This is a genomic window from Rhizobacter sp., from assembly GCF_031412075.1.
Lineage (GTDB): Bacteria > Pseudomonadota > Gammaproteobacteria > Burkholderiales > Burkholderiaceae_C > Rhizobacter.
On record NZ_JANOCG010000039.1, the window covers coordinates 1 to 23,123 of the forward strand.

The window sequence follows — 23,123 nt, forward strand, 5'->3', positions numbered from 1 at the left end:
CGAACACCGTGGCCTTGAAGGGCCACGCGGGCCCGACGAGCGCGGCCATCACCAGGCCCGACAACATCAGTGCCGACATCAGGCAGCCGCCAATCTGCCAGGCCCGAAGCGAGCCGAAGCGCCGGCCCCGCCCGGCAAACGCCGCCGCCAACATGCCCAGCAGCACACCAGCGTGCTGCACGCCCGACAGGCTGGTCGACTCGCCCGGGGTGAAGCCGAACACCGTGCCGGCGAAGGGCTCGAGGATCAAATCTTGCGCGCTGTAGGCGAGCATCGAGATGAACACGAAGACGGTGAAGCGGCGCGCCACCGGCTCGGCCCACACCTGGGTGAGCGCCTCACGGAAGGTGGGCTTGGGATCGACGGCCGGGCTGGCGGCAAGCAGCGGCGTGGCAGCACCTTCGAGCCGCCAGGTGGCGAGCACGCTCACCAGCACCGCGACGAGCGACACCACAGCCGTCACCACCACCAGGCGCTGAGGCGAATACGGATCGAGCAGCTTGCCGGCGATGCCGGCGGTGAGGGCAAAGCCCACGATCATCATCAGCCACACCAGCGTGGCCGCAGGGGCGCGGCGCGGCGCGTCGACCCGCGACGCGAGCAGCACCAGGAGCGAGGTGCCACTGGCGCTGACGCCAATGCCGATCAACACAAACGCGAACACGGCGAGTGCAATGCCGGCGCTGCGCTCGGTGCCCATCCACGCCGTGGCCACGGCCGCCAGCACGCCCCCGACCGCGAGCACCGCCATGCCGCCGATGATCCACGGCGTGCGTCGTTGGCCCATGTCGCTGCCATAACCCATGCGCGGGCGCGCCAGCTGCACCAGATAGTGCAACGCGACCAGCATGCCGGGCAGCAAGGCGGGCAAGGCCAGCTCGACCACCATCACTCTGTTCAACGTGGAGGTGGTCATCACGACCACCGCCCCGAGGCAGGCCTGCACCAGCCCCAGGCGTGAGATAGCCAGCCATCCGAAGGGCGCGCTCATGGCACCACCTGTGCGGTGCGCAGCGCAAAGGCGCTGACCATCATGCCGATCACGAACAGCGGCACGCCGAAGCCGCTGTACCAGATCGCCCGCTCGGTGGGCTGCTGCAGAAAGCGGCGCATCAGCACGAGCTGCAGCGCGATCAGCCCGCCGACCGCCAGGGCATGCCAAGGCTGTTGCCACAACACCAACATGCCCGTCACGCACAGCTGCGGCAGGATCATCACCCAGCAGGCGGTGCGCGCCGCGCCGTTCACGCCGAGCTGCACGGGCAGCGAGGCGATGCCCATCTGCCGATCGCCTTCGACCGACTTGAAATCATTGAGCGTCATGATGCCGTGCGCCGACACGCTGTAGAGCAGCGCCAGCGCCACCGAACGCAACTCGGGCATGGCCCCACCGGCCATCACCGCCGCGCCCGTGAGCCAGGCCAGGCCCTCGTAGCAAAGCCCACAGGCGGCGTTTCCCCACCAGCCGTTGCGCTTGAGTCGCAAAGGCGGCGCGCTGTAGGCCCAGGCGAGCAGCAGGCCGACCACGCCGGCGGCGAAACCCCACGGGCCCAGGAACGCGGCGACAAGCAGGGACAAGAGCGTCCAGAGGATCGCGATCGCGAGCCCCCAACGGCCCGGCATGCGCCCCGAGGGGATGGGCCGCTGCGGCTCGTTGATGGCGTCGACGTGCCGGTCGAACCAGTCGTTCACCGCCTGGCTGCTCGCGCACACCAGGGGCCCGGCGAGCAACACCCCGACCACGATCAACGGCCAGCGGCCTTCGGTGGCAACGCCCGAAGCCACCACGCCACACCCGAAGGCCCACATGGGCGGGAACCAGGTGATGGGTTTGAGCAGCTCCGCAACAGCGGACAGGGCGGGTCGTGCCATGCCAGGCATCTTGCACACGACGGCCGACGACGTCAATCTAGATTTACACCGCCAGTGTCAACTTGAGTTCACCGATGCCGTTCGGGCTGAGCCTGTCCAAGCCAGCGCCGTGCACTGCGCACCCTTCGACAAGCTCAGGGCGAACGGAGCCGGGCGGCTCAAGGCGAACGGAGCCTGAGCGGCTTCCAGCCGCTCACTCTTCGCCGGGAACCGGGGTCAAGTCACCAATGTTGAAACGGCGCAGCTTCACATAGAGGCTCTGCCTGCTCAGACCCAGCATTTCCGCTGCCGAGGCGCGGTTGTCGTGGGTGAGCTCGAGTGCCGCCTCGATGCACAGCTGCTCGATCAGGTCGGTCGTGTCGCGCACGATGTCTTTCAGCGGCACGCGGCCGACCAGCTCGGTCATCTGGCCCACCGATCGCGGCATTTCGCGGCCGGTGCCGGTGGTGCGCACCTCGGCGGCCAGGCGCCGGCTCACGTCGCGGATGGTGAAGCCCAGGCAGGGCTGCTCGCCCTCGGTCACGGCCACGCCGGAGATTTCGACTTCGGTGGAGGCGCCGTACTCGCCGCGCATGACGGTGGCAAACAGGCGAACTGCGCCACGTTGGCGCAGGTTGGTGATGAGCACGTTGAGGTCGACACCGGTGCGGCCCAGCCAGCGCTCGAGCGACTGGCCGCGCACCTGCGTCTCGGTGGCAAGCTGGGCCAGGTCGATGAAAGCCCGATTGGTGGTGAGGATGAGGCCGTCGAGGTCGGTCACGACAAAGGCGTCGGGGGCGCTGTCGATCAGCTTGAGCATGGCGCTCTGCCCGCCGCTTTCGGCCACGCTGGTGCGGCCGTCGAGCGGCGCCACACGCACCAGCAGGTGGGCTGTTTTTTCCTGGCGAAAGAGCGAGGCCGACACGCGCAGCTCGCTGGGCTGGCCGACCCTGCGTGCGTTCACGCTCTCGCCGTGGCCGGTCGCGCTGACACGACCGAGCATCGCGGCCACGCCGCCGCTGGGCTTGCCACCGGCATCGGGCTCGAAACTTTCGGTGATGAGCCAACCCGGTCGCGAGGTGTCGGCGCCGAACAGCGCCTGCGCCACCGGGTTGGCCTCTTCGAGCTTGCCGGTGGTGGCGTCAAGAATGAGCACCGCCTCGGCCGACACCTGGAACAGCGAGCGGTAGCGTGTCTCCATGTGGCGCAGCCGCCAGTAATCGCGCTCCATCGCCTGCTGCGCGCTGATCAGGCGCTGCTGCAGCGCGGCGTTGGCGCGCAGGTCGCGGCCAAACACCACCGAGCGTGCCTCGGCACGGCCGGCTTGCTGCGGCAACGTGATCGCCGAATACGACAAGGGCAAGTCGACACCGTCGACCGACGGGTGATTGATGTGGCGCCAGCGCGGCGACGCATTGCTGCGCGATTCGCTCAGCAAGGCCTCGACCTTGGGGCGGCTCTCCACGGTGACGGTGTCGGCCCAGGCCTTGCCCAGCCAGTCGTAGTAGCCCTCGCGCAGCAGGTCTTCGCTGCCGAATGCGAGGTCGCGGATGACACCCTTGTCATCGATGATCAAGGCCACGTCGGCAGCGGCGGCGATCAGCTTGCCCGCAACGTCGGCGCTCAGGTCGCCCAGCGTGCGTGCGGGCGATTCAAACTCTCTCATGCGCTGACTTTCTGGACGGCTGATGCATCAGTTCCTCGCTTGACTGTCTGGTGACCGATGCCGTGGCGCGCAGCAAACATCAGCCGGATGGCTCGCGTTGCGGTGCCTTCTCTGAGATCAGAGTCTCGGCCAGCAACGGAGCCTCGCGCCCGTCTATTGTCATGCCGTCTGCACCGACCTGACCGACGAACTCCGGATGCGCGCCAAAAAGCGGCCCGCCCACCAGAATCACGAGGTGTCGGTTGCAAGCGGCGTGCCGCACCGCGGCGATGCTCGCAGCCAGCGGCTTCAAGTGCACCTCGGCGCCGAGCGAAAAGCCGAGCACGTCGAACCATTCGCTGCTGACCAGCGCCGAGGCGTCAGCGCCGGCGGCCCAGGCGCCGCCGGTCACGTCCCACCCGGCCCGGCGAAAAAACTCCGCCACCATCACCAGCCCGAAGGTGTGCTGTTCGCCGGGGCTGGGCAGCAACAGCACGCGTCGACCCTGCATGGGGTGATCCACACTTCGACCCAGAGCGGGGCTGAGCTCGCGCAGCACACGTTGCAAGCGGCCCAGGCCGACCGTCACGTCGGTGAAGTTGCACAGGTCGTCGTCCCAGAGGTCGCCCAGATAACGCGCCGTCGGCGCGAGCAGGTCGACATAGAGCTTCTCGACCGACACCTGGCGAGCACGAAAGGCCGAGATGGCCGCAAACGCGGCGTCTTCATCGTGTGACAGCACCAGCTTGGCGAACTGCTTGACATCGTCTGCGGTGATCGCCTGGCTGCCACGGTCCGGCCGCGGCAGCGGCTCGGCGCCGGTGCGGTGCGCCAGCATCAGGCGCGGAATGATCTCTTGCTCGATCGTGCGGGCCAGCTGCGACATGCGGGTGTCGTTGGCTGCCTCCTCAGGCCGGAAGCCCGGCAGCTCGAGCTCGCATTCAGGTGCGGAAGCACCCCTGGACATACCCTCACGCGCCACAGATTGCCCCTGCGGAAAGCTCTCCATCGACGGTCTCCTCGCGATGTACTGCGTTGCGCCTCGGGACCATACCTGGGGCGGTGCCACCGTTGTGCGGGGGCCGGTAGGCGACATGCGAGGCTTTGATCGCTTTGTCGGCTGCGAGATCGTTTCTACCGCCGCGCCATCAGGTCGTCAATCGGGTTAGCGCCCTCTCAACGCCGACTCTGAAACATGAGAAAGAACACGGCTTGGGCCCAAATATAGTGTCATGTTTGATTTACGTCTAGCCTGATTGACAACCTTTCGACGCGGGTCTAGATTCAGCGCCAGCAGCACAGCTGAGGATGTCGATGCAAACAAGTGGAACCAGGCCAGCCCCGTACCGGCCTCTGTACACCCCCGAAGAGCGCCAACGGCGCGACGCATCGCCGTGGACCCTCGTGCAAGGCGTGCTCGCACCGGTGCAGTTCCTGGTGTTCATCGTCAGCCTGGGCTTGGTGCTTCGTTACCTCGCCACCGGCGCCGGGCACGACGCCGCGGTCTGGTCGGTGGTGGTGAAGACGCTGACGCTCTACGCCATCATGGTCACCGGCTGCATCTGGGAGAAGGTGGTCTTCGGCCGCTACCTGTTCGCCCCCGCCTTCTACTGGGAAGACGTGTTCAGCATGCTGGTGCTGGCGCTGCACACCGCCTACCTGGTGGCGCTGTTCACCGGGGCGCTCGACGCACGGCAGCTGATGCACCTGGCGCTGGCGGCTTATGCCACCTATGTGATCAACGCGGCGCAGTTCATCTTGAAGCTTCGTGCGGCGCGGCTCGACCAAGCCAGCCGGCCAGCGGTGGTCTCTGGCAAGCAGGTGGCGGCATGAGCCCGGTCATCCCGATCCGCAGCGCGCCATCTGATGGTTGCAGCGACGCGCCGGTGCTGCGCGAACGCGGCCAGCGCGAAGTGTTCTGCGGCCTCACCGGCATCATCTGGCTGCACCGCAAGATTCAAGACGCGTTCTTCCTCGTCGTCGGTTCGCGCACCTGTGCCCACCTGATCCAGTCGGCTGCCGGCGTGATGATCTTCGCCGAGCCGCGTTTTGCCACCGCCATCATCGACGAGCGCGACCTGGCCGGCCTGTCCGACGTGAACACCGAGCTCGACCGGGTCGTGACCCGGTTGATCGAGCGCCGGCCCGAGATCAAGCTGCTGTTCCTGGTGGGCTCGTGCCCGTCGGAGGTCATCAAGCTCGACCTGTCGCGCGCCGCCTCGCGCCTGTCGGGCCGCTTTTCACCCGACGTGCGTGTGCTCAGCTACTCGGGCAGCGGCATCGAAACCACCTTCACGCAAGGCGAAGACGCCTGCCTCGCGTCACTGGTGCCTCAACTGCCCGCCGAGACGGCCGATGCGCCGGCTTCGCTGATGGTGGTGGGCACGCTGGCCGACGTGGTCGAAGACCAGTTCGCGCGCCAGTTCTCTCAGCTCGGCATCGGCCCGGTGCACTTCTTTCCGCCACGGCGTGCGGGCGCCATGCCGGCCATCGGGCCGCGCACGCGCATCCTGCTGGCGCAGCCCTTTCTGGCCGACACCGCGCGCCTGCTCGAAGCGCGCGGCGCCAAGCGCCTGGCCGCGCCCTTCCCGCTGGGCGCCGAAGGCACCACGCTGTGGCTGCAAGCGGCGGCCACGGCCTTCGGTGTGGCTGCCGATGTGTTCGAGCGTGTGACCGCCCCGGGCCGCGAGCGCGCACGTGCCGCGCTGGTGCGCCACCGCGCCACGCTGGCCGACAAGCGCATTTTCTTCTTCCCCGACTCGCAGCTCGAGATCCCGATCGCCCGCTTCCTGGCGCGCGAGTTGGGCATGCAGCTCACCGAGGTCGGCTCGCCCTACCTGCACCGGCAGCACCTGGCCGAAGAGCTGGCGCTGTTGCCCGCAGGCACCACCTTGTCTGAAGGGCAGCACGTAGAGAAGCAGCTCGATCGCTGCCGCGCCCTGCAACCCGACATCGTGGTCTGCGGCCTCGGCCTGGCCAACCCGCTCGAAGCCGAAGGCATGACGACCAAGTGGTCGATCGAACTCGTCTTCACGCCCATCCAGGGCTACGACCAGGCCGGTGACCTGGCCGAGTTGTTCACGCGCCCCTTGCTGCGCCGATTGAAGCTGGTGGCCTGACCATGCAACTCACCTTGTGGACTTACGAAGGCCCGCCGCACGTCGGCGCGATGCGGGTCGCCACCGCGCTGACAGACGTGCACTACGTGCTTCATGCACCGCAGGGCGACACCTACGCCGACTTGCTGTTCACGATGATCGAGCGGCTGCCCAAACGCCCGCCGGTGACCTACACCACCTTCCAGGCGCGCGACCTCGGTGGCGACACCGCCGAGCTGTTCAAGAACGCCGCACGCGAGGCCTACGAGCGATTCAAGCCAGCGGCGATGATGGTCGGCGCCTCGTGCACTGCCGAGTTGATCCAGGACGACCCGGGTGGTTTGGCGAAGGCGCTGAACCTGCCGGTGCCGGTGGTCGCACTCGAACTGCCGTCGTACCAGCGCAAGGAAAACTGGGGCGCCTCGGAGACCTTCTATCAGATGGTGCGCGCTCTCGCTGGCCCTCATGTGCCGCCGCCCGGCACCGTGCGCCCACCACGCGCTGCAGGGCAGCGCCCCAGCTGCAACATCCTCGGCCCCACCGCGCTCGGCTTTCGCCACCGCGACGACGTGACCGAGATCACCCGCCTGCTCACCCACATGGGTGTCGACGTGCTCGTCGTCGCGCCGCTGGGCGCCAGTGCATCAGACCTGTCACGCCTGGGCGAGGCCGACTTCAATGTCGTGCTCTACCCCGAAGTCGGCTCGCTCACCGCCAGCTGGCTCACCCGCAGCTTCGGCCAACCCGCCACCAAGACGATTCCGCTTGGCGCCGGCGCCACCAAAAACTTTGTCGCCGAGGTCGCCCAGCTCGCCGGCATCGACGCGACAACCGCGCTCGCCGACGTGCAATCACGTTCCAACTGGTACGCGCGTTCAGTCGATTCGACCTACCTCACCGGCAAGCGCGTTTTCATCTTCGGCGACGCGACACACGCGGTGGCCGCCGCACGCGTGGCCTCCACCGAACTCGGCTTCAAGGTGGTCGGCATCGGCACCTACAGCCGCGAGTTCGCCCGCGAGGTGCGCGAAGCGGCCAAGCTGTACGAGGTCGAAGCCCTGATCAGCGACGACTACCTCGAGGTCGAAGCCAAGGTCGCCGAGCTGCAGCCCGAGCTGGTGCTCGGCACGCAGATGGAGCGCCACATCGCCAAGCGCCTGGGCGTGCCGTGTGCGGTGATCTCGGCGCCGGTGCATGTGCAGGACTTCCCGGCACGCTACTCGCCGCAGATGGGCTTCGAAGGCGCCAACGTGCTGTTCGACACCTGGGTGCACCCGCTGATGATGGGCCTGGAAGAACACCTGATCGGCATGTTCCGCGGCGACTTCGAATTCCATGAAGACGCAGCGCCCTCGCACCTGGGTGGCCACGCCAGCCCGGCCGCAATCGAGAACGCGCCACAACAAGTTTCGGCAACTGCAAACCAGAGCGAAAAGAACGAAGAAAGCCCGCAAGCCACGATCCTGGCGATGTGGGCCCCTGACGCGGAGAAGGAGCTCAAGAAGATCCCCTTCTTCGTGCGCGGCAAAGCGCGCCGCAACACCGAGCGATACGCACACGACCATAGCGTACCGGTGATCACCATCGAGACCCTCTATGACGCCAAAGCGCACTTCAGCCGCTAGCCTGGCCACCGCACCCATCACGGTGCATCCCGCGATGCGGGTGGTCATCGTCACCATGGACAGCCATCTCGCAAGCGCCGCCGAGCGCGCGAACCGCGCGCTGGCCAAAACCATGCCCGGCTTGAAGCTGGTGATCCACGCCGCAGCCGAATGGGGCGGCGACGGTGCGGCGCTCAAGCGCTGCGAAGACGACATCGCCCACGGCGACATCGTCATCGCGACCATGCTCTTCATGGAAGAACACTTCACGCCGGTGCTGCCCGCGCTCAAGGCACGCCGCGAGTCTTGCGACGCGATGGTCTGCGCGATGTCGGCCGCCGAGGTGATGAAACTCACCCGCATGGGCAAGTTCGACATGGGCGCGCCGGCCAGCGGCCCGATGGCCTTGCTCAAGCGCCTGCGCGGCAAGCCCGAAGCCAAGGGCAACGAAACCGGCGTGAAAGCCACCGCCGGCGCGCAGCAGATGAAGATGCTGCGCCGCCTGCCGAAGATCCTGCGCTTCATCCCGGGCACCGCGCAAGACGTTCGGGCCTACTTCCTGACCCTGCAATATTGGCTTGCCGGGTCGGAGACGAATGTCGCGAGCATGGTGCAGTTCCTGGTCGACCGTTATGCCGACGGGCCACGCAAGGCGCTGCGCGGTGTCGCCAAGCCGAAGCCACCGGTCGAGTACCCCGAGGTCGGCGTCTATCACCCGAAGATGGACCCGCGCATGTCGACCTCGCAGGCCGGCCTGCCGCGCGTCGCCACCACCGGCAAGCGCGGCACGGTGGGCCTGCTGCTGATGCGCTCCTACCTCTTGGCCGGCAACACCGACCACTACGACGGCGTGATCACCGCGATGGAAGCACGCGGCCTGCGTGTGATCCCGGCGTTTGCCACCGGCCTCGACTCGCGGCCTGCCATCGATGCCTTCTTCTTCGACAACGGCCGGCCGGCCATCGACGCGGTGGTCTCGCTGACCGGCTTCTCGCTCGTCGGCGGCCCCGCCTACAACGACGCCAAGGCGGCCGAAGACATCCTCGCCTCGCTCGACGTGCCCTACCTCGCCGTCACGCCGGTGGAGTTCCAGACGCTCGACGAATGGGGCGGCTCGCCGCGCGGGCTGTTGCCGGTCGAGGCCACGATGATGGTGGCGATCCCCGAGCTCGACGGCGCGACAGGCTCCATGGTGTTCGGTGGCCGCGGCAGTGCCGAACACATTGCCTGCACCGGCTGCGCCCATGGCTGCACCTTCAAGAACGTGGTCGACAGCCACGACATGCACAGCTGCATCGAGCGCGCCGACCTGCTGGCCGCTCGTGTAGGCAAGCTGGTCGACCTGCGTCGCTCGCAGCGCGCCGAACGCAAGGTCGCAGCGGTGGTGTTCAACTTCCCGCCCAACGCGGGCAACACCGGCACGGCCGCGTTCCTCTCGGTGTTCGAGTCGCTGTTCAACACCATGGCGGCAATGCAGCGCGAGGGTTACCACGTCGAGATGCCCAAGAGCGTGGACGACCTGCGCGAACGCATCATCAACGGCAACGCAGCGCGCTACGGCGCGGCGGCCAACGTGCACGTGCGCATCCCGGCCGACGACCACGTGCGGCGCGAGAAGCACCTGAAGGAGATCGAGGCGCAGTGGGGCCCCGCGCCAGGCCAGCAACAAAGCGATGGCAGCAGCCTGTTTGTGTACGGCGAGCGCTTCGGCAACGTCTTCGTCGGCGTGCAGCCGGCGTTCGGTTACGAAGGCGACCCGATGCGCCTGTTGTTCGAGAAGGGCTTTGCACCGACGCACGCCTTCTCGGCCTTCTACCGCTGGCTGCGCGAAGACTTCGGCGCGCACGCGGTGCTGCACTTCGGCACCCACGGTGCGCTCGAGTTCATGCCCGGCAAGCAGAACGGCATGTCATCGGCCTGCTGGCCCGACCGGCTGATCGGCGACCTGCCCAACCTGTACCTCTACGCCTCGAACAACCCCTCCGAGGGCACGATTGCCAAACGCCGCGCCGCTGCCACGCTGGTGAGCTACCTCACGCCGCCCGTCGCCCAAGCCGGTTTGTACAAGGGCCTGGTCGACCTGAAAGGCCTGCTCGAACGCTACCGCGCGCTGGAGCCCGACGCCGCGAACGAAGCCCAGGAACTTGCGCTGATGATCCAGGCCCAGGCCGCCGAGCTGGAGCTGGCGACCCTCGAGCCCGCGTGGGGCGATGCGGCACCGCTGCAGATCGCCAAGCTCAACGACGCCGTGCTCGAACTCGAGTACACGCTGATCCCACACGGCCTGCACATCGTCGGCCAGGCGCCCACACCGACCGAGCGTGTCGACCTGCTGCTCTCGCTGGCCGAGGCCTCGCATGGCGCGCGGCCGGAGCGCGCGGTGATCGAAGCGCTGGTCGCTGGCGGCACTGCGCAAGGCGATGCGGCCACCATCGAGCTGCTGACCCAGCTGGCCGCGGCCGATGCGCTGATGGCCGAAGACCACGAGATCGACGGCATCCTGCACGCGCTCGACGGCAAGTTCCTGCGCCCTGCGCCTGGCGGCGACCTGTTGCGCACGCCGGCCATCTTGCCGACCGGGCGCAACCTGCACGGCTTCGACCCCTTCCGCATCCCCAGTGCGTATGCGGTGCAAGACGGCGCACGCCAGGCCGAGCGGCTGCTGCAGCGCCACCAGGCCGACGGCCACGCCTTTCCGGAGTCGATTGCCCTGGTGCTGTGGGGCACGGACAACCTCAAGAGCGAAGGCGGCCCGATCGCCCAAGCCCTGGCGCTGATGGGCGCCAAGCCACGCTTCGACAGCTACGGCCGCCTCGCCGGCGCGCAGCTGATGACGCTGGCCGAGCTGGGCCGGCCGCGGGTCGACGTGGTCATCACGCTGTCGGGCATCTTCCGCGACCTGCTGCCGCTGCAGATCAAGCTGCTTGCCGAAGCCGCGTTCATGGCCGCCGGTGCCGACGAGCCGCTGGAACAGAACTTCATTCGCCAACACGCGCTGGCCTACATGGCCGAGCATGGCGGTGACCTGGAGACGGCCTCGCTGCGCGTCTTCGGCAATGCCGAGGGTGCCTACGGGGCCAACGTCGGCAGCCTGGTCGACAACAGCCGCTGGGAAGACGGCGACGAACTCGCCGAGACCTTCAGCCGCCGCAAGGGCTTTGCCTATGGCCGCAGCGGCCGCCCGGTGCAGCAGGCTCAGCTGCTCAACAGCGTGCTCGCCGGTGTGCAGCTCGCTTACCAGAACCTCGACTCGGTCGAGCTCGGCGTGACCACGATTGACACTTATTTCGACACGCTGGGCGGCATCAGCCGCGCGGTCAAGCGCGCGAAATCCGAGAAACATGGGGCAGGCGCCGAAGTTGCGCCGGTCTACATCGGCGACCAGACGCGCGACGCCAACGGCGGCGGCACGGTGCGCACGCTGACCGAACAGGTGGCACTCGAGACCCGCACCCGCATGCTCAACCCGAAGTGGTACGAAGGCATGCTCAAGCACGGCTACGAGGGTGTCCGCCAGATCGAGGTGCACGTGACCAACACCATGGGCTGGTCGGCCACGACCGGCCAGGTACAGCCCTGGGTCTACGAGCAACTCAGCGAGACCTTCATGCTCGACCCGGCCATGCGCGACCGGCTGGCGAAGCTGAACCCGACCGCTTCGGCGCGGGTGGCCAACCGGCTGCTCGAAGCGTCTGACCGCAAATTCTGGAACCCCGACGCGACGATGCTCGCCGCCTTGCGTCGGGCTGGCGAGGAGCTTGAAGACCGGCTCGAAGGCGTGTTTACCGACAGCAGAGAAGGAACTCCCGCATGAGCACGACAACGGTCCCGTTCCCGGACATCAAGAGTCCGGGCATCCGCAAGAACCTTCGTCTCGACGGCGAGGGCAGCGTGCAAGTCGAGCTCGACCCGAACCTCAAGATCGGCAACGCGAAAGTGTTTGCGATCTACGGCAAGGGCGGCATCGGCAAGAGCACCACCTCGAGCAACCTCTCGGCCGCCTTCTCCAAGATGGGCAAGCGCGTGCTGCAGATCGGATGCGACCCGAAGCACGACTCGACCTTCACGTTGACGAAGAAGATGCTGCCCACCGTGATCGACGTGTTGGAGACGGTCGACTTCCATGCCGAGGAGCTGCGCGTCGAAGACTTCGTGTTCGAGGGCTACAACGGCGTGATGTGTGTCGAAGCCGGCGGGCCGCCTGCCGGCACCGGCTGCGGTGGCTACGTGGTCGGCCAGACCGTCAAGCTGCTGAAGGAACACCACCTGCTCGAAGACACCGACGTGGTGATCTTCGACGTGCTGGGCGACGTGGTCTGCGGCGGGTTTGCCGCCCCACTGCAACACGCCGACCGCGCGCTGATCGTCACCGCCAACGACTTCGATTCGATCTTCGCGATGAACCGCATCGTGCAGGCCATCGGCGCGAAGGCGAAGAACTACAACGTGCGCCTGGGCGGCGTGATTGCCAACCGCAGCGCCGCCACCGACCAGATCGACAAGTACAACAACAAGATCGGCCTGAAGCTGGCGGCGCACTTCCCCGACCTCGACGTCATCCGCCGCAGCCGACTCAAAAAGTCGACTCTGTTCGAGATGGAGTACTCGCCCGAGCTGGAGCTGGTGCAAAAGGAATACATGCGCCTGGCTGCTTCTTTGTGGCTCGGCAGCGAGCCTTTGAACGCAGTGCCGATGAAAGACCGCGACATCTTTGACCTGTTGGGTTTTGACTGATGAGCCACCTCACCACTCGGAGCCCGAGCGCCGGGCCGCCCCAAGCCGGGCTCGACACCCTCGGGGGGTCGGTCGCGGTATCCCGCGACCGGGGGGCAGACAGTTACCAACAACGGCGCGGGCAGATCGAAACCTACTTCGATCGCACGGCGGTGCAGGCGTGGGCGAGACTCACGTCGGATGCACCGGTCGGCCGTGTGCGCGCTTCGGTGCGAGCCGGGCGTGAACGCATGCGCAGCACGCTCCTGTCGTGGCTGCCCGATGACCTGCGCGGCCTGCGTGTGCTCGATGCCGGTTGCGGTACTGGCGCACTCGCCGTCGAAGCGGCCCACCGTGGCGCCGACGTGCTGGCGATCGACCTGTCGCCCACGCTCGTGAACCTCGCACGCGAGCGCCAGCCGCAGCTGCGCAACGGCGGCTCGATCGACTTCCGCTCGGGCGACATGCTCGCGCCCGAACTCGGCCACTTCGACTACGTGGTCGGCATGGATTCGGTCATCCATTACGAGACCGGTGACGCGGTCAACGTGCTGGCCGGTCTCGCGCAGCGCACACGTGTCGGCCTGCTCTTCACCTATGTGCCCAGCAGCCCGGCGCTTGAAGTGTTTCGCGCGGTGGGCAAGCTGTTCCCGCGCGGCAACCGCTCGCCGGCCGTGGTGCCCATTGCCGAGCGCTGGTTGCACCGCCGCATCGACAACGAGGCACAGCTGCAAGGCTGGTCGCGCGGCCGCACCGAGCGCATCTCCAGCGGTTTCTACACCTCGCAAGCGCTGGAGTTGGTGAAGTCATGAACCCGGCGCGCACCGTCCTGAAACTCAACTCGACCCTCGCGGGCCAGTGGGCCAAGGTCGGCACTCGTTTCCTGCCCTTCGCCGATGCGGCGAGCGCCGAGTTGCCGCTGCCTCGCCTGCTGCGCCTGGCGCTGTTCCAGGTGTCGGTGGGCATGGCGATGGTGTTGCTGGTGGGCACGCTCAACCGCGTGATGATCGTGGAGCTGGGCATGTCGGCCTGGCTGGTCGCGGCCATGGTGGCGTTGCCGCTGGTGTTCGCCCCGTTTCGCGCGCTGATCGGGTTTCGCTCCGACACGCACCGTTCGGTGCTCGGCTGGAAGCGCGTGCCCTACATCTGGATGGGCACGCTGCTGCAGTTCGGCGGCTTTGCGATCATGCCCTTCGCGCTGATCGTGCTGTCGGGTGACACCCACGGGCCGGCCTGGGTCGGCCACGCCGGGGCGGCGCTGGCCTTCTTGCTGGTGGGTGCCGGCCTGCAGACCACGCAGACCGCCGGCCTCGCCCTGGCCACCGACCTCGCCTCGCCCGAAACACGCCCGCGCGTGGTCGCGCTGATGTACGTGATGCTGTTGCTGGGCATGGTGACGAGCGGCCTGCTGTTCGGCCTGGCGCTGCGCAACTTCAGCCAGGTGAGGCTGATCCAGGTGGTGCAAGGAGCGGCCTTGCTGACGATGCTGGTCAACCTCTTCGCGCTGTGGAAGCAGGAAGCACGCAACCCGGCCAACCGCCCAAGCGCTGAACCCAGGCCTTCGTTCCGCGAAGCTTGGGCGCGCTTTGCAAGCAAGGGCAAGTCGATCCGCTTCCTGGTCGCGCTGGGCCTGGGCACAGCCGCGTTCAACATGCAAGACATCATCCTCGAGCCTTACGGCGGCGAGATCCTGAAAATGTCGGTGGGCGCGACCACCACCCTCACCGCAATGATGGCCGCCGGAGCCCTCGTGGCCTTCGCGCTGGCAGCGCGCGCACTCAGTCGGGGTACCTCGCCGCACAAGCTCGCGGCCTGGGGCGTGCTCGCCGGCCTGTTTGCGTTTTCTTGCGTGATCTTTGCCGAGCCGCTGGGCTCGACGGCGCTGTTTCGACTCGGCGCCACCGTGATCGGCTTTGGTGGCGGCCTGTTTTCAGTCGGCACGCTGACGGCCGCGATGAACCTCGAAAACGACGGCCTCAACGGCCTGGCGCTCGGCGCCTGGGGCGCGGTGCAGGCTTCGTGCGCAGGCGTGTCGATCGCCGCCGGCGGCGCCATTCGCGACCTCGTCTCGGGCCTGGCCACACAAGGTGCATTGGGCTCGGCCCTGAGCAGCCCGGCCACCGGCTACAGCTTCGTCTACCACCTCGAGATTTACCTGCTGTTTGCGACGCTGATCGCGATCGGCCCGCTCGTGCGCACGGCGCGTCAGGCGCCCCGCACCCCACCCACGGGCAAGTTCGGCCTCGCCGAATTGCCCGGTTGATTACCCACCCGAGAGGAGCCCCCCATGGAAACCGGAGCCATCACGTCGTACATCGACGTGGCGCAAATCGTGTTGTACGTCTTCTGGGTCTTCTTCGCAGGGCTCATCTACTACCTGCACCGAGAAGACAAACGCGAGGGCTACCCGCTGGAGTCTGACCGCACCGACCGCTCGGGCGGCCGCGTCAAGGTGGAGGGCTGGCCGAGCGTGCCCGAGCCCAAGACCTACCTGCTGCGCGACGGCCGCGTGGTGACCTCGCCCAACTTCCGCGGCTCGAACCAACCGTTGGGCGGTACGCCGAGCCTCGGCCACTTGGGCGCACCGCTGGAGCCGAATGGCGACCCGATGCTCGCGGCCATCGGCCCGGGCTCCTACGCCGACCGTGCCGACATCGTCGACACCACGGTCGAGGGCGACGCACGCATCGTGCCGCTGCGCGTGGCCCCGAGTTTTGAAGTGTCTGGTCACGACCCCGACCCGCGCGGCTTGCCGGTGATTGGCGCCGATGGCGCGGTGGCAGGTGTGGTGCGCGACTTGTGGGTCGACCGGGCGGAGGTGCTGTTCCGCTACCTCGAGGTCGAGGTGCCGGTGAAAGACGGCAGCCGCCGTGTGCTGCTGCCGGTGAACTTCTCGCGCATCGGCGACCGCAACGTCAAGGTGCGGTCGATCCTGGCGGGCCAGTTCGCGCAAGTGCCGGCCACGCGCAATCCCGATGCCGTCACGCTGCTCGAAGAAGACAAGATCATGGGCTACTACGGCGGCGGCACGCTGTACGCCACGCCCGACCGCCAGGAGCCGCTGCTGTGATCACGAATTCACAAGCCCGTCAACAAACGCACGAGCCCGCACCCGAGCACGAGTTCGAGGCCGAGCTCGGCCTGCCGGAGCCGCTGCCCCGGGATGAGCGCCTGCTCTGGCAAGGCTCGCCCGACTGGCGCGTGATGGCCCGCGAGGCCTTGCACACGCGCATGCTGTCGGTCTACTTTGCCGTGCTGCTCGCCTGGCGCGGGGTCACCGTGTTGTCAAACGGCGGCGGCGGGTTCGAGGCCGTACTGGCGGTGGTGTGGCTGCTGCCCCTGGCCGTGATGGCGATCGCCGTGCTCTCGCTGATGGCCTGGCTGATCGCACGCACCAGCATCTACACCATCACCGACAAGCGGGTGGTGATGCGCATTGGCGTGGTGCTGACCATCACCTTCAACCTGCCGCACTCGCAGATCGAAACGGCCGGCCTGCGCACCAACGCAGACGGCAGCGGCGACGTGACCTTGCTGCTCAACGACGCCGACCGCATCGCCTACGTGCACCTGTGGCCGCATGCGCGCCCATGGCACCTCAAGCGCAGCCAGCCGATGCTGCGCGCCTTGCCGCAGGCGCGTGCGGTGGCGACCCTCTTGTCGGCTGCGCTGGCCGAATCGGCGGGTGTCGCGCCCACAGCCCTGCGCGCGGTGGTGGTGCCAGCAAAGCAGTTCCAGGCCCCCCGGGGCAACCAGCAACTGGCCGCGTGACACCATGACTACCAGCACCCTGCCTCCTGTTCGCTTCCCACGGGCGCCGCTGTTCGCACTCGGTGCGCTGGTGTTCGCCTCGATCGTCGCGGTGGCGGCGGTCCGCCTGACGGGCGTGGGTTTCGTGCGCGTGCCGGTCGCACCGACCGTGGTGGTACGCGAGTTCCGATTCGAAGACCGGCCCGACGGCAGCATCGTCGTGCTCGACGCGAGCGGGCAGCACCTGGTACACACCGTCGCGCCTGCGAGCAACGGATTCCTGCGCGGCACCATGCGCGGCCTGGCGCGTGAGCGCACCCGCCAGGGCGTGGGCCGCGACTTGCCGTTTCGCATGATCGGCCACAGCGACGGCAAGCTCACGCTCGAAGACCCGGGCACCGGCCGGCGTGTCGATCTGGGCTCGTTCGGCCCGACCAACGCCGCGGTGTTCGCCAGCCTCATGACCAGCCCGGCCCATTGACTTGAAGAGGTAACCCCAATGCAAGCTTCTGCTGCAGTTCAACCCAAGGCCCCGATCAACGTGGCCACCCGCACCGCCCTGCAAGACACGGTGCTGACGCCGCGCTTCTACACCACCGACTTCGCGGCGATGGACAAGATCGACGTGAGCGCGATCCGCCCGCAATGGGAGGCGCTGATGAACGAGTTCCGCGTCGACACCAACACCGACCACTTCCAGCGCCCGGCCGACCTGATGGCCGACTGCTCCGACCTGCCGCCCGCGCTGTACAAGGAGTTCTCCGACTTCCTGATCAGCTCGATCACCTCGGAGTTCTCGGGCTGCGTGCTGTACGCCGAGATCAAGAAGCGGGTGAACAACCCCGACATGAAAGAGCTGTTCGGCTACATGGCACGCGACGAGTCGCGCCACGCGGGCTTCATCAACCAGTGGCTGAAAGACTTCGGCATCGGCGTCGACCTGGGCTTTCTGGCGCGCGCCAAGAAGTACACCTACTTCCGCCCGAAGTTCATCTTCTACGCGACCTACCTGTCAGAGAAGATCGGCTACGCGCGTTACATCGCGATCTACCGCCAGGTCGAGAAACACCCCGAGCTGTGCTTCCACCCGATCTTCAAATGGTTCGAGCTGTGGTGCAACGACGAGTTTCGCCACGGCGAGGCCTTTGCGCTGCTGCTGCGCGCCAACCCGAAGCTGCTGCGTGGCGTCAACAAGCTGTGGATCCGCTTCTTCGTGCTGGCGGTGTTTGCCACCATGTACGTGCGCGACCACCAGCGGCCCGAGATGCACGACGCGATGGGGCTCGACCCGACCGCCTACGACTTCACCGTCTTTCGCATCACCTCAGAGATCACCAAGCAGGTGTTCCCGCTCACGCTCAACCTCGACGACCCGCGCTTCCATGCCGGGCTGGAAAAGCTGCGCAAGATCTCGGTTGCGACCGAAGCGGCCAAGGCGCGTGGCGGCCTGGTGGGTGTCGTGAAGCGTGTCGGGCTGGGCCTCGCGGCGGGCTTCACGTTTGCGCGCCTGTTTTGCCTGCCGGCCCAGCGCAACGAGTTGCCGCAAAATGTGCGCTTGGCACCGACCTGGTAACGCCGCATGTCGGTCTACCTGCTGCCCATCGCCTTCACGCTGTTCGCGTGGTGGTTCAGCACGGGGTTGATCCTGTACCTGAATGGCCTGCCCCGCCGAACGCACCCGTGGACGATGCTCAGCGCCACCGTGCTGCTCGGCGTGGCGCTGCTGGGCCTGGCGGCGACGCGAGACGACACGCGCGTGAGCGGCGCCTACCTCGCCTTCACCTGCACGCTGGGGGTGTGGGCCTGGCAAGAGGTGGCCTTCTTGCTGGGCTATGTGACCGGGCCACGGCGTGCGCCCTGCCCTGCAGGCGCCACCGGTTGGCGTCGGGCGGGACTGGCGTTGCAGACGCTGTTGCACCACGAGCTGGCGTTGATCGTGCTCGGCGCCGCTGTCGTCGCGCTCACCTGGGGCGGCGCCAACCCCACCGGCCTCGCCACCTTTGTGATCTTCTGGGTGATGCGCCTGAGCGCCAAGCTCAACGTCTTTCTCGGCGTGCGCAACCTCAGTGAAGACTTCCTGCCGGCGCACCTGAAATACCTGCAGACCTACTTTCGGCGCGCGCCGATGAACGCACTGTTCCCGATCTCGGTGCTGGCATCGACATGGTTCGCTGTGTTGTTGTGGCAAGCGGCCCATGCCCAGGGCGTGAGCGCCTTCGATGCGACCGCGCTCAGCCTGGCCGGCACACTGCTCAGCCTGGCCATCCTGGAGCACTGGTTCATGGTCTTGCCACTGCCTTCACAGGCGCTCTGGCATTGGGGTTTACGCTCAAGAACTGCCGAACCACCGGCATAGAATTCGCACGATGAAATACACGGTCCATCAGCCCGAACGCACCACGCTCGAAGGATGGACCGCATGAGCCGTTCGCCCGCCGAACACCCCGACCTCGCCGCCTTGTCAGCTTGGGCACCCGAGCTCGCCAAGACATTCGTTTCACTCGCCAGCGACATCGCTCTCGTCATCGACGAAGGGGGTGTGATCCGCAACGTCGCGCAAGTCAGCGCCGAGCCGATCGCCCCGGGCGCCTACCAATGGGTCGGGCGCGCCTGGATCGACACCGTCAGCGGCGAGACACGGCCCAAGATCGAAAACCTGCTGAAGGAAGTGGCGAGCACCGGCATTGCCCGCCGCCGCGAGGTCAACCACCCGCTGAGCGCCGACAGCAGCATCCCGGTCGCCTACACCGCGATTCGCCTGGGCCACAACGGCCCGGTGCTGGCGGTGGGCCGCGACCTGCGCACCATCGCGGCCATCCAGAAGCGGTATGTCGAGTCGCAACAAGAGATGGAACGCGGCTACTGGCAGGCGCGCCAGGCCGAAGCGCGCTACCAGTTGCTGTTCCAGGTGGCCACCGATGCGGTCGCCGTGGTCGACGGCGGGACGCTGCAGATCGTCGAAGCCAACCAGGCGGCCGCCACGCTGTTTGCCACCGCCGCCGAGCAGTTGAAAGGCCAACACATCGGCGCCGGTTTCGAGCACCACTCGCGCGGTGCGGTGAATGAGTTGCTCAGCAGTGCACGCGCCACCGGCCAGAGCGGCGAGATCCGTGCGCGACTGCAAGGCACGCTCACCAGCACCAGCGTGGTGGCCACGCCGTTTCGCAGCGACGACGCGATGCGACTCTTGGTGCGCATGCGCGCCATCGACGCCGCCAGCCCCACCGCTGCGCTCAACAAGACGCTGGCTCGGCTGGTTGACGACGCGAGCGATGGTGTCGTCGTCACCGATTCGAGCGGCCGCATTCTGGTCGCCAACCCCGCGTTCCTGACACTGGCTGGGCTGGGCCACGAGGCGCAGGCCAAGGGCCAGCCGCTGATGAGCTGGCTGGGCCTGACCGACCAACCGCTGGCCGCCCTGGTGGCCAAGGTGCGACGCGACGGCATCGCACGGCAGATCGCCTCGCGCTTGAAGCGCGGCCCGGCATCCGAAGTACCGGTCGAGACCTCGGCCACCTTGCTGACCGAAGGCGACCAGGAGTGCATCGGTTTCACGATTCGACCGACCGCCGGCCCGGCCATCGATGACGCTGCCAGCGACACCCTGTCGCGCGTGTTTCGCGCCGGCCTCGCCGCATTGGGCACCCGGCTCGGCGACCGCGAACTGGCGGCGATCGCGAGCCAGGCTGCCGCGCTGCTCGGCGTCAGCATCGAAAGCCTGGCGCGGCCGGTCGAGCACGAGACAGGTGACAAGTAGTGCTCACCAGCCCAGCCTTCGGCCAGGCAGACCTCACCAACTGCGAACGTGAGCTGATTCACCTTTCAGGCTCGGTGCAACCGCACGGTCTGCTGCTGGCGCTGCGCGAACCCGAGCTGCGCATCATCCAGGCCAGCGCCAACGTTCAGGCATTGCTGGGCGTGCATGTCGAGAGCCTGCTGAAACAATCGGTGGCCGAGCTGGGTGGCGACATCCAGGCCAGCATCCGCCAGCTGTGTGCGGAAGCGAGCGATCTCGCCGAGCCGGTGCCACTGCGCTGCAAGGTTCAGTTGGCCGGCCAACAGCGCCACTTCGAAGGCACGCTCCACCGTGTGCGTGGTGCCGATGGTGGCGGCGTGCTGCTGGTCGAGATCGAGCCGGTGGGCGCCGAACACGTGCAGGTGCAAACCGTCGACATCCCGGGCCCGCAGTTGCGCGAGCTGCTCGGCGCAGCGGTGCAGCGCTTCAGCGCCGCCTCGGCCATCGGCACGCTCGCCGACGGTGTGGTGCGGTGCTTCCGCGACATGCTGGGCTACGACCGCGTGATGGTCTACAAGTTCGACCCCGACGGCCACGGCAAGATCATTGCCGAGGCGCGCGACCCGCGGCTCGACTCGCTGCTCGGCCACCACTACCCGGCCTCCGACATTCCGCAGCGTGCGCGTGAGCTCTATCTCCGCAACCGGTTGCGCGTGCTGGTCGACGTGCACTACGAGCCCTCGCCGCTGGTGCCGCGCCAGCTGCCAGGCGCGAGCGAAGAGCTCGACATGTCGATGTGCCAGCTGCGCAGCATGTCGCCGCTGCACCTGCAGTACCTGAAGAACATGGGTGTCACGGCCACGCTGGTCGTGTCGCTGGTGCGCGAGGGCAAGTTGTGGGGCCTGATTGCCTGCCACCATTACTCGCCACGCAACCTGCGCTTCGCGGTGCGCGCTGCGGCCGACCTGCTCGCCGAAGTCACGGCCACCCGCATCGCCGCGATCGAGAACTACGCGCATGCGCAGGTCGCGATCCAGGTTCGCCGGCTCGAGCAGCGGCTGGTCGAAGCCACGTCGACCGAGGGCGACTGGCGGCTGGCGCTGTTTCGCAACCCGCGCACTTTGCTGCAGCCACTCGAAGCCACCGGCGCCGCGCTGTTTCACGAAGGCGAGCTGCTCACTGCGGGCGAGGCGCCCTCCACCGCCGAGCTGCGCGCGTTGATGCAATGGATCGACACGCAGGCGCTCGATGGCGGTTTCAACTGCTCATCGGTGTCTCGCGCCAATCCGGCGTTCGACTCCCTCACGCCAACAGCAAGCGGGGTGCTGGCCGTCAAGCTCTCGACCACCAAGCCCGACTACCTGATGTGGTTCCGCAAGGAGCAACTGCTGACGGTCACCTGGGCCGGCGACCCTTCGAAGCCGATGGTCGCCAACAACCCGATGGAGTTGTCACCGCGCAGCTCGTTCGCCGCGTGGTCGGAGATCGTGCGTGGCACCGCGCTGCCGTGGTCGAACAGCGAGCTTGCGCTGGGCCGCGCCTTCGGCGCCTCGTTGATCGACATCATCGTGCAGATCAATGCCGTGCGGCTGCTGATCGCCGAGCATCAGCTGGCGCAGGTGCGCACCACCGTGGGCAGCTCGGTCGAGCCGGTGGTGATCGGCGACGCGAGCGGGCGGGTGCTGTTCACCAACGACGCGTTTGGCGCGCTCATCGCACAGTCGCCATCGACATCGACCTCCAACCTGCCCAACCTCTTCAACCAGCCCGACCTGGTGGCCAAGGTGCTGGTCTCGCTCGGCCAGGAGCGCCAGCCCTGGCGCGGCGAGCTCCAACTGGCACTCAAGGGCGGCCAGACACTGCCGGTGGCGGTGCGCGCCGAGGTCGTGCCGGCACGCGACGGCACGGTGCTCGGGTTCTTCATGATCTTCGTCGACCTTACCGACACGCAACGCGCCGCCGAGGCACGCCGGCATCTCGAGCAGTCGCTGTCCCAGGTGGTCGAGGAGGCACCGGCGCGCCAGGCCGCGCAGCCGGCCGGCGTGGGCTCGAAGCAAGGCGACGTGATGGGAGCGATCCTCGCCAACGCCAGCCTCGCAGCCATGGACATCGCCGATGGCAGCAGCCCACCCACAGTGGCGCCGCTGTTGCAGGAGCTCGAGGCGTCAACGCGGCGCGCCACGCAGTTGTTCGGGCGGATTCAGCTGCTTTCTTGACGCGCGGTGGGCGCCACGGCTGGCGCGGCCACCGCGTGCAACCGCGTGCAACCGTCAAGACTACAGGAAGTCGACCGGCCAGTTAACCACCATCTGCTCGACCGCCTTGGCGCCAAAGTCGAACTGCTTGAGGCGGGCCAGCAGCTTGCGCTCCAGCTCGGGGTTCTTCAGCTCGCTCGACTCGATGCGCACGTCGGCCATCTCACCCGAGGGCGCGATGGTCAGCTTGAACACCACCTTGCCTTGCAGGCTTGGGTCTTCGCGCAGCGCACGGTGGTAGATGGCGTAGATCGCGCCCTTGTTGCGCTCGAAGACGAGCCTGATCTCTTCGATGGAGCGCGAGGCCTTGCCGCCGGCCGCACGTTGCAGCGTGCCGCCCTTGCCGCCGCCACCACCTTGGCCGGAGCCGGCACCCGTGCCGCCCCCCCCCCCCCCCCCCGCCCCACCACCCCCCCCCCCACCCGCCCCACCAAAGACCCCAGTGGGGGGGCGACCAGGCACGCCCCCCCC

The 23,123-nt window shown here is 67.5% G+C and carries 19 protein-coding genes; 14 read left to right on the plus strand and 5 right to left on the minus strand.

The annotated features are described in order from the left end of the window. The 4 genes from RMO40_RS01320 to RMO40_RS01335 all read right to left on the minus strand — a co-directional run. A partial coding sequence (locus RMO40_RS01320) for an MFS transporter (protein ID WP_309715207.1) occupies nucleotides 1-991 on the minus strand: 991 nt, incomplete at its 3' end. Further along, nucleotides 988-1,872, minus strand: coding sequence for a chlorophyll synthase ChlG (gene chlG, locus RMO40_RS01325; protein ID WP_309715209.1), 885 nt, complete (start codon nucleotides 1,870-1,872; stop codon nucleotides 988-990). The genes chlG and RMO40_RS01320, both read right to left, overlap by 4 nt. Nucleotides 1,873-2,065: 193 nt before the next feature. After that, nucleotides 2,066-3,517, minus strand: coding sequence for a transcriptional regulator PpsR (gene ppsR / locus RMO40_RS01330; protein ID WP_309715211.1), 1,452 nt, complete (start codon nucleotides 3,515-3,517; stop codon nucleotides 2,066-2,068). Nucleotides 3,518-3,596: 79 nt separating this feature from the next. Beyond that, complete coding sequence (locus RMO40_RS01335; RefSeq protein ID WP_309715212.1) at nucleotides 3,597-4,382, minus strand: cobalamin-dependent protein; 786 nt, start codon at nucleotides 4,380-4,382, stop codon at nucleotides 3,597-3,599. A gap of 428 nt (nucleotides 4,383-4,810) precedes the next feature. Between RMO40_RS01335 and bchF the strand changes: the two genes are divergently transcribed. The 14 genes from bchF to RMO40_RS01405 all read left to right on the plus strand — a co-directional run bounded on the left by bchF (nucleotide 4,811) and on the right by RMO40_RS01405 (nucleotide 22,613). Beyond that, a complete protein-coding gene (gene bchF / locus RMO40_RS01340; RefSeq protein WP_309715214.1) occupies nucleotides 4,811-5,329 on the plus strand; it encodes a 2-vinyl bacteriochlorophyllide hydratase in 519 nt (172 codons plus the stop codon). Then, nucleotides 5,326-6,615 (plus strand): ferredoxin:protochlorophyllide reductase (ATP-dependent) subunit N, encoded by a 1,290-nt coding sequence (locus RMO40_RS01345; RefSeq protein ID WP_309715216.1) that lies wholly within the window; start codon nucleotides 5,326-5,328, stop codon nucleotides 6,613-6,615. The genes bchF and RMO40_RS01345 overlap by 4 nt, the downstream gene beginning before the upstream one ends. 2 nt (nucleotides 6,616-6,617) lie before the next feature. Next, entirely contained in the window at nucleotides 6,618-8,219 is a 1,602-nt protein-coding gene (gene bchB / locus RMO40_RS01350) for a ferredoxin:protochlorophyllide reductase (ATP-dependent) subunit B (RefSeq protein ID WP_309715218.1), read from the plus strand. Then, nucleotides 8,191-12,012, plus strand: coding sequence for a magnesium chelatase subunit H (locus RMO40_RS01355; RefSeq protein WP_309715220.1), 3,822 nt, complete (start codon nucleotides 8,191-8,193; stop codon nucleotides 12,010-12,012). Before bchB ends, RMO40_RS01355 begins: the two co-directional genes overlap by 29 nt. Beyond that, the gene (gene bchL / locus RMO40_RS01360; protein ID WP_309715222.1) at nucleotides 12,009-12,932 is read left to right on the plus strand and encodes a ferredoxin:protochlorophyllide reductase (ATP-dependent) iron-sulfur ATP-binding protein; all 924 of its coding nucleotides are present in this window, start codon (nucleotides 12,009-12,011) and stop codon (nucleotides 12,930-12,932) included. The genes RMO40_RS01355 and bchL overlap by 4 nt, the downstream gene beginning before the upstream one ends. After that, nucleotides 12,932-13,723 (plus strand): magnesium protoporphyrin IX methyltransferase, encoded by a 792-nt coding sequence (bchM, locus tag RMO40_RS01365; RefSeq protein ID WP_309715225.1) that lies wholly within the window; start codon nucleotides 12,932-12,934, stop codon nucleotides 13,721-13,723. Before bchL ends, bchM begins: the two co-directional genes overlap by 1 nt. Continuing rightward, entirely contained in the window at nucleotides 13,720-15,174 is a 1,455-nt protein-coding gene (locus RMO40_RS01370; RefSeq protein WP_309715228.1) for an MFS transporter, read from the plus strand. The genes bchM and RMO40_RS01370 overlap by 4 nt, the downstream gene beginning before the upstream one ends. Nucleotides 15,175-15,198: 24 nt before the next feature. After that, a complete protein-coding gene (gene puhA, locus RMO40_RS01375) occupies nucleotides 15,199-15,981 on the plus strand; it encodes a photosynthetic reaction center subunit H (protein WP_309715231.1) in 783 nt (260 codons plus the stop codon). Further along, on the plus strand, nucleotides 15,978-16,682 hold the full coding sequence (gene puhB / locus RMO40_RS01380) for a photosynthetic complex putative assembly protein PuhB (protein ID WP_309715234.1): 705 nt from the start codon (nucleotides 15,978-15,980) through the stop codon (nucleotides 16,680-16,682). Before puhA ends, puhB begins: the two co-directional genes overlap by 4 nt. A gap of 4 nt (nucleotides 16,683-16,686) precedes the next feature. Then, entirely contained in the window at nucleotides 16,687-17,142 is a 456-nt protein-coding gene (puhC, locus tag RMO40_RS01385; protein ID WP_309715237.1) for a photosynthetic complex assembly protein PuhC, read from the plus strand. Between the two features lie 18 nt (nucleotides 17,143-17,160). Further along, nucleotides 17,161-18,234, plus strand: a complete 1,074-nt coding sequence (acsF, locus tag RMO40_RS01390; protein WP_309715240.1) for a magnesium-protoporphyrin IX monomethyl ester (oxidative) cyclase — start codon at nucleotides 17,161-17,163, stop codon at nucleotides 18,232-18,234. A 6-nt stretch (nucleotides 18,235-18,240) separates the two neighbouring features. Next, nucleotides 18,241-19,017 carry a putative photosynthetic complex assembly protein PuhE gene (gene puhE / locus RMO40_RS01395; RefSeq protein WP_309715243.1) on the plus strand — a complete coding sequence of 259 codons (777 nt, stop codon included), beginning with the start codon at nucleotides 18,241-18,243 and terminating at the stop codon, nucleotides 19,015-19,017. A 63-nt stretch (nucleotides 19,018-19,080) separates the two neighbouring features. Next, entirely contained in the window at nucleotides 19,081-20,418 is a 1,338-nt protein-coding gene (ppsR, locus tag RMO40_RS01400) for a transcriptional regulator PpsR (RefSeq protein ID WP_309715245.1), read from the plus strand. Next, entirely contained in the window at nucleotides 20,418-22,613 is a 2,196-nt protein-coding gene (locus RMO40_RS01405) for a GAF domain-containing protein (RefSeq protein WP_309715248.1), read from the plus strand. Before ppsR (RMO40_RS01400) ends, RMO40_RS01405 begins: the two co-directional genes overlap by 1 nt. Before the next feature lie 60 nt (nucleotides 22,614-22,673). On the opposite strand, the gene RMO40_RS01410 is transcribed toward RMO40_RS01405, so the two are convergent. Beyond that, a partial coding sequence (locus RMO40_RS01410; RefSeq protein WP_309715251.1) for a TonB family protein occupies nucleotides 22,674-23,123 on the minus strand: 450 nt, incomplete at its 5' end.

What these genes read in the sequence shown, in the direction of transcription:
- chlG (WP_309715209.1), bottom strand. Translation starts at nt 1,872, where the DNA reads ATGGCACGACCCGCCCTGTCCGCTGTTGCGGAGCTGCTCAAACCCATC.
- ppsR (WP_309715211.1), bottom strand. Translation starts at nt 3,517, where the DNA reads ATGAGAGAGTTTGAATCGCCCGCACGCACGCTGGGCGACCTGAGCGCC.
- RMO40_RS01335 (WP_309715212.1), bottom strand. Translation starts at nt 4,382, where the DNA reads ATGTCGCAGCTGGCCCGCACGATCGAGCAAGAGATCATTCCGCGCCTG.
- bchF (WP_309715214.1), top strand. Translation starts at nt 4,811, where the DNA reads ATGCAAACAAGTGGAACCAGGCCAGCCCCGTACCGGCCTCTGTACACC.
- RMO40_RS01345 (WP_309715216.1), top strand. Translation starts at nt 5,326, where the DNA reads ATGAGCCCGGTCATCCCGATCCGCAGCGCGCCATCTGATGGTTGCAGC.
- bchB (WP_309715218.1), top strand. Translation starts at nt 6,618, where the DNA reads ATGCAACTCACCTTGTGGACTTACGAAGGCCCGCCGCACGTCGGCGCG.
- RMO40_RS01355 (WP_309715220.1), top strand. Translation starts at nt 8,191, where the DNA reads ATGACGCCAAAGCGCACTTCAGCCGCTAGCCTGGCCACCGCACCCATC.
- bchL (WP_309715222.1), top strand. Translation starts at nt 12,009, where the DNA reads ATGAGCACGACAACGGTCCCGTTCCCGGACATCAAGAGTCCGGGCATC.
- bchM (WP_309715225.1), top strand. Translation starts at nt 12,932, where the DNA reads ATGAGCCACCTCACCACTCGGAGCCCGAGCGCCGGGCCGCCCCAAGCC.
- RMO40_RS01370 (WP_309715228.1), top strand. Translation starts at nt 13,720, where the DNA reads ATGAACCCGGCGCGCACCGTCCTGAAACTCAACTCGACCCTCGCGGGC.
- puhA (WP_309715231.1), top strand. Translation starts at nt 15,199, where the DNA reads ATGGAAACCGGAGCCATCACGTCGTACATCGACGTGGCGCAAATCGTG.
- puhC (WP_309715237.1), top strand. Translation starts at nt 16,687, where the DNA reads ATGACTACCAGCACCCTGCCTCCTGTTCGCTTCCCACGGGCGCCGCTG.
- acsF (WP_309715240.1), top strand. Translation starts at nt 17,161, where the DNA reads ATGCAAGCTTCTGCTGCAGTTCAACCCAAGGCCCCGATCAACGTGGCC.
- puhE (WP_309715243.1), top strand. Translation starts at nt 18,241, where the DNA reads ATGTCGGTCTACCTGCTGCCCATCGCCTTCACGCTGTTCGCGTGGTGG.
- ppsR (WP_309715245.1), top strand. Translation starts at nt 19,081, where the DNA reads ATGAGCCGTTCGCCCGCCGAACACCCCGACCTCGCCGCCTTGTCAGCT.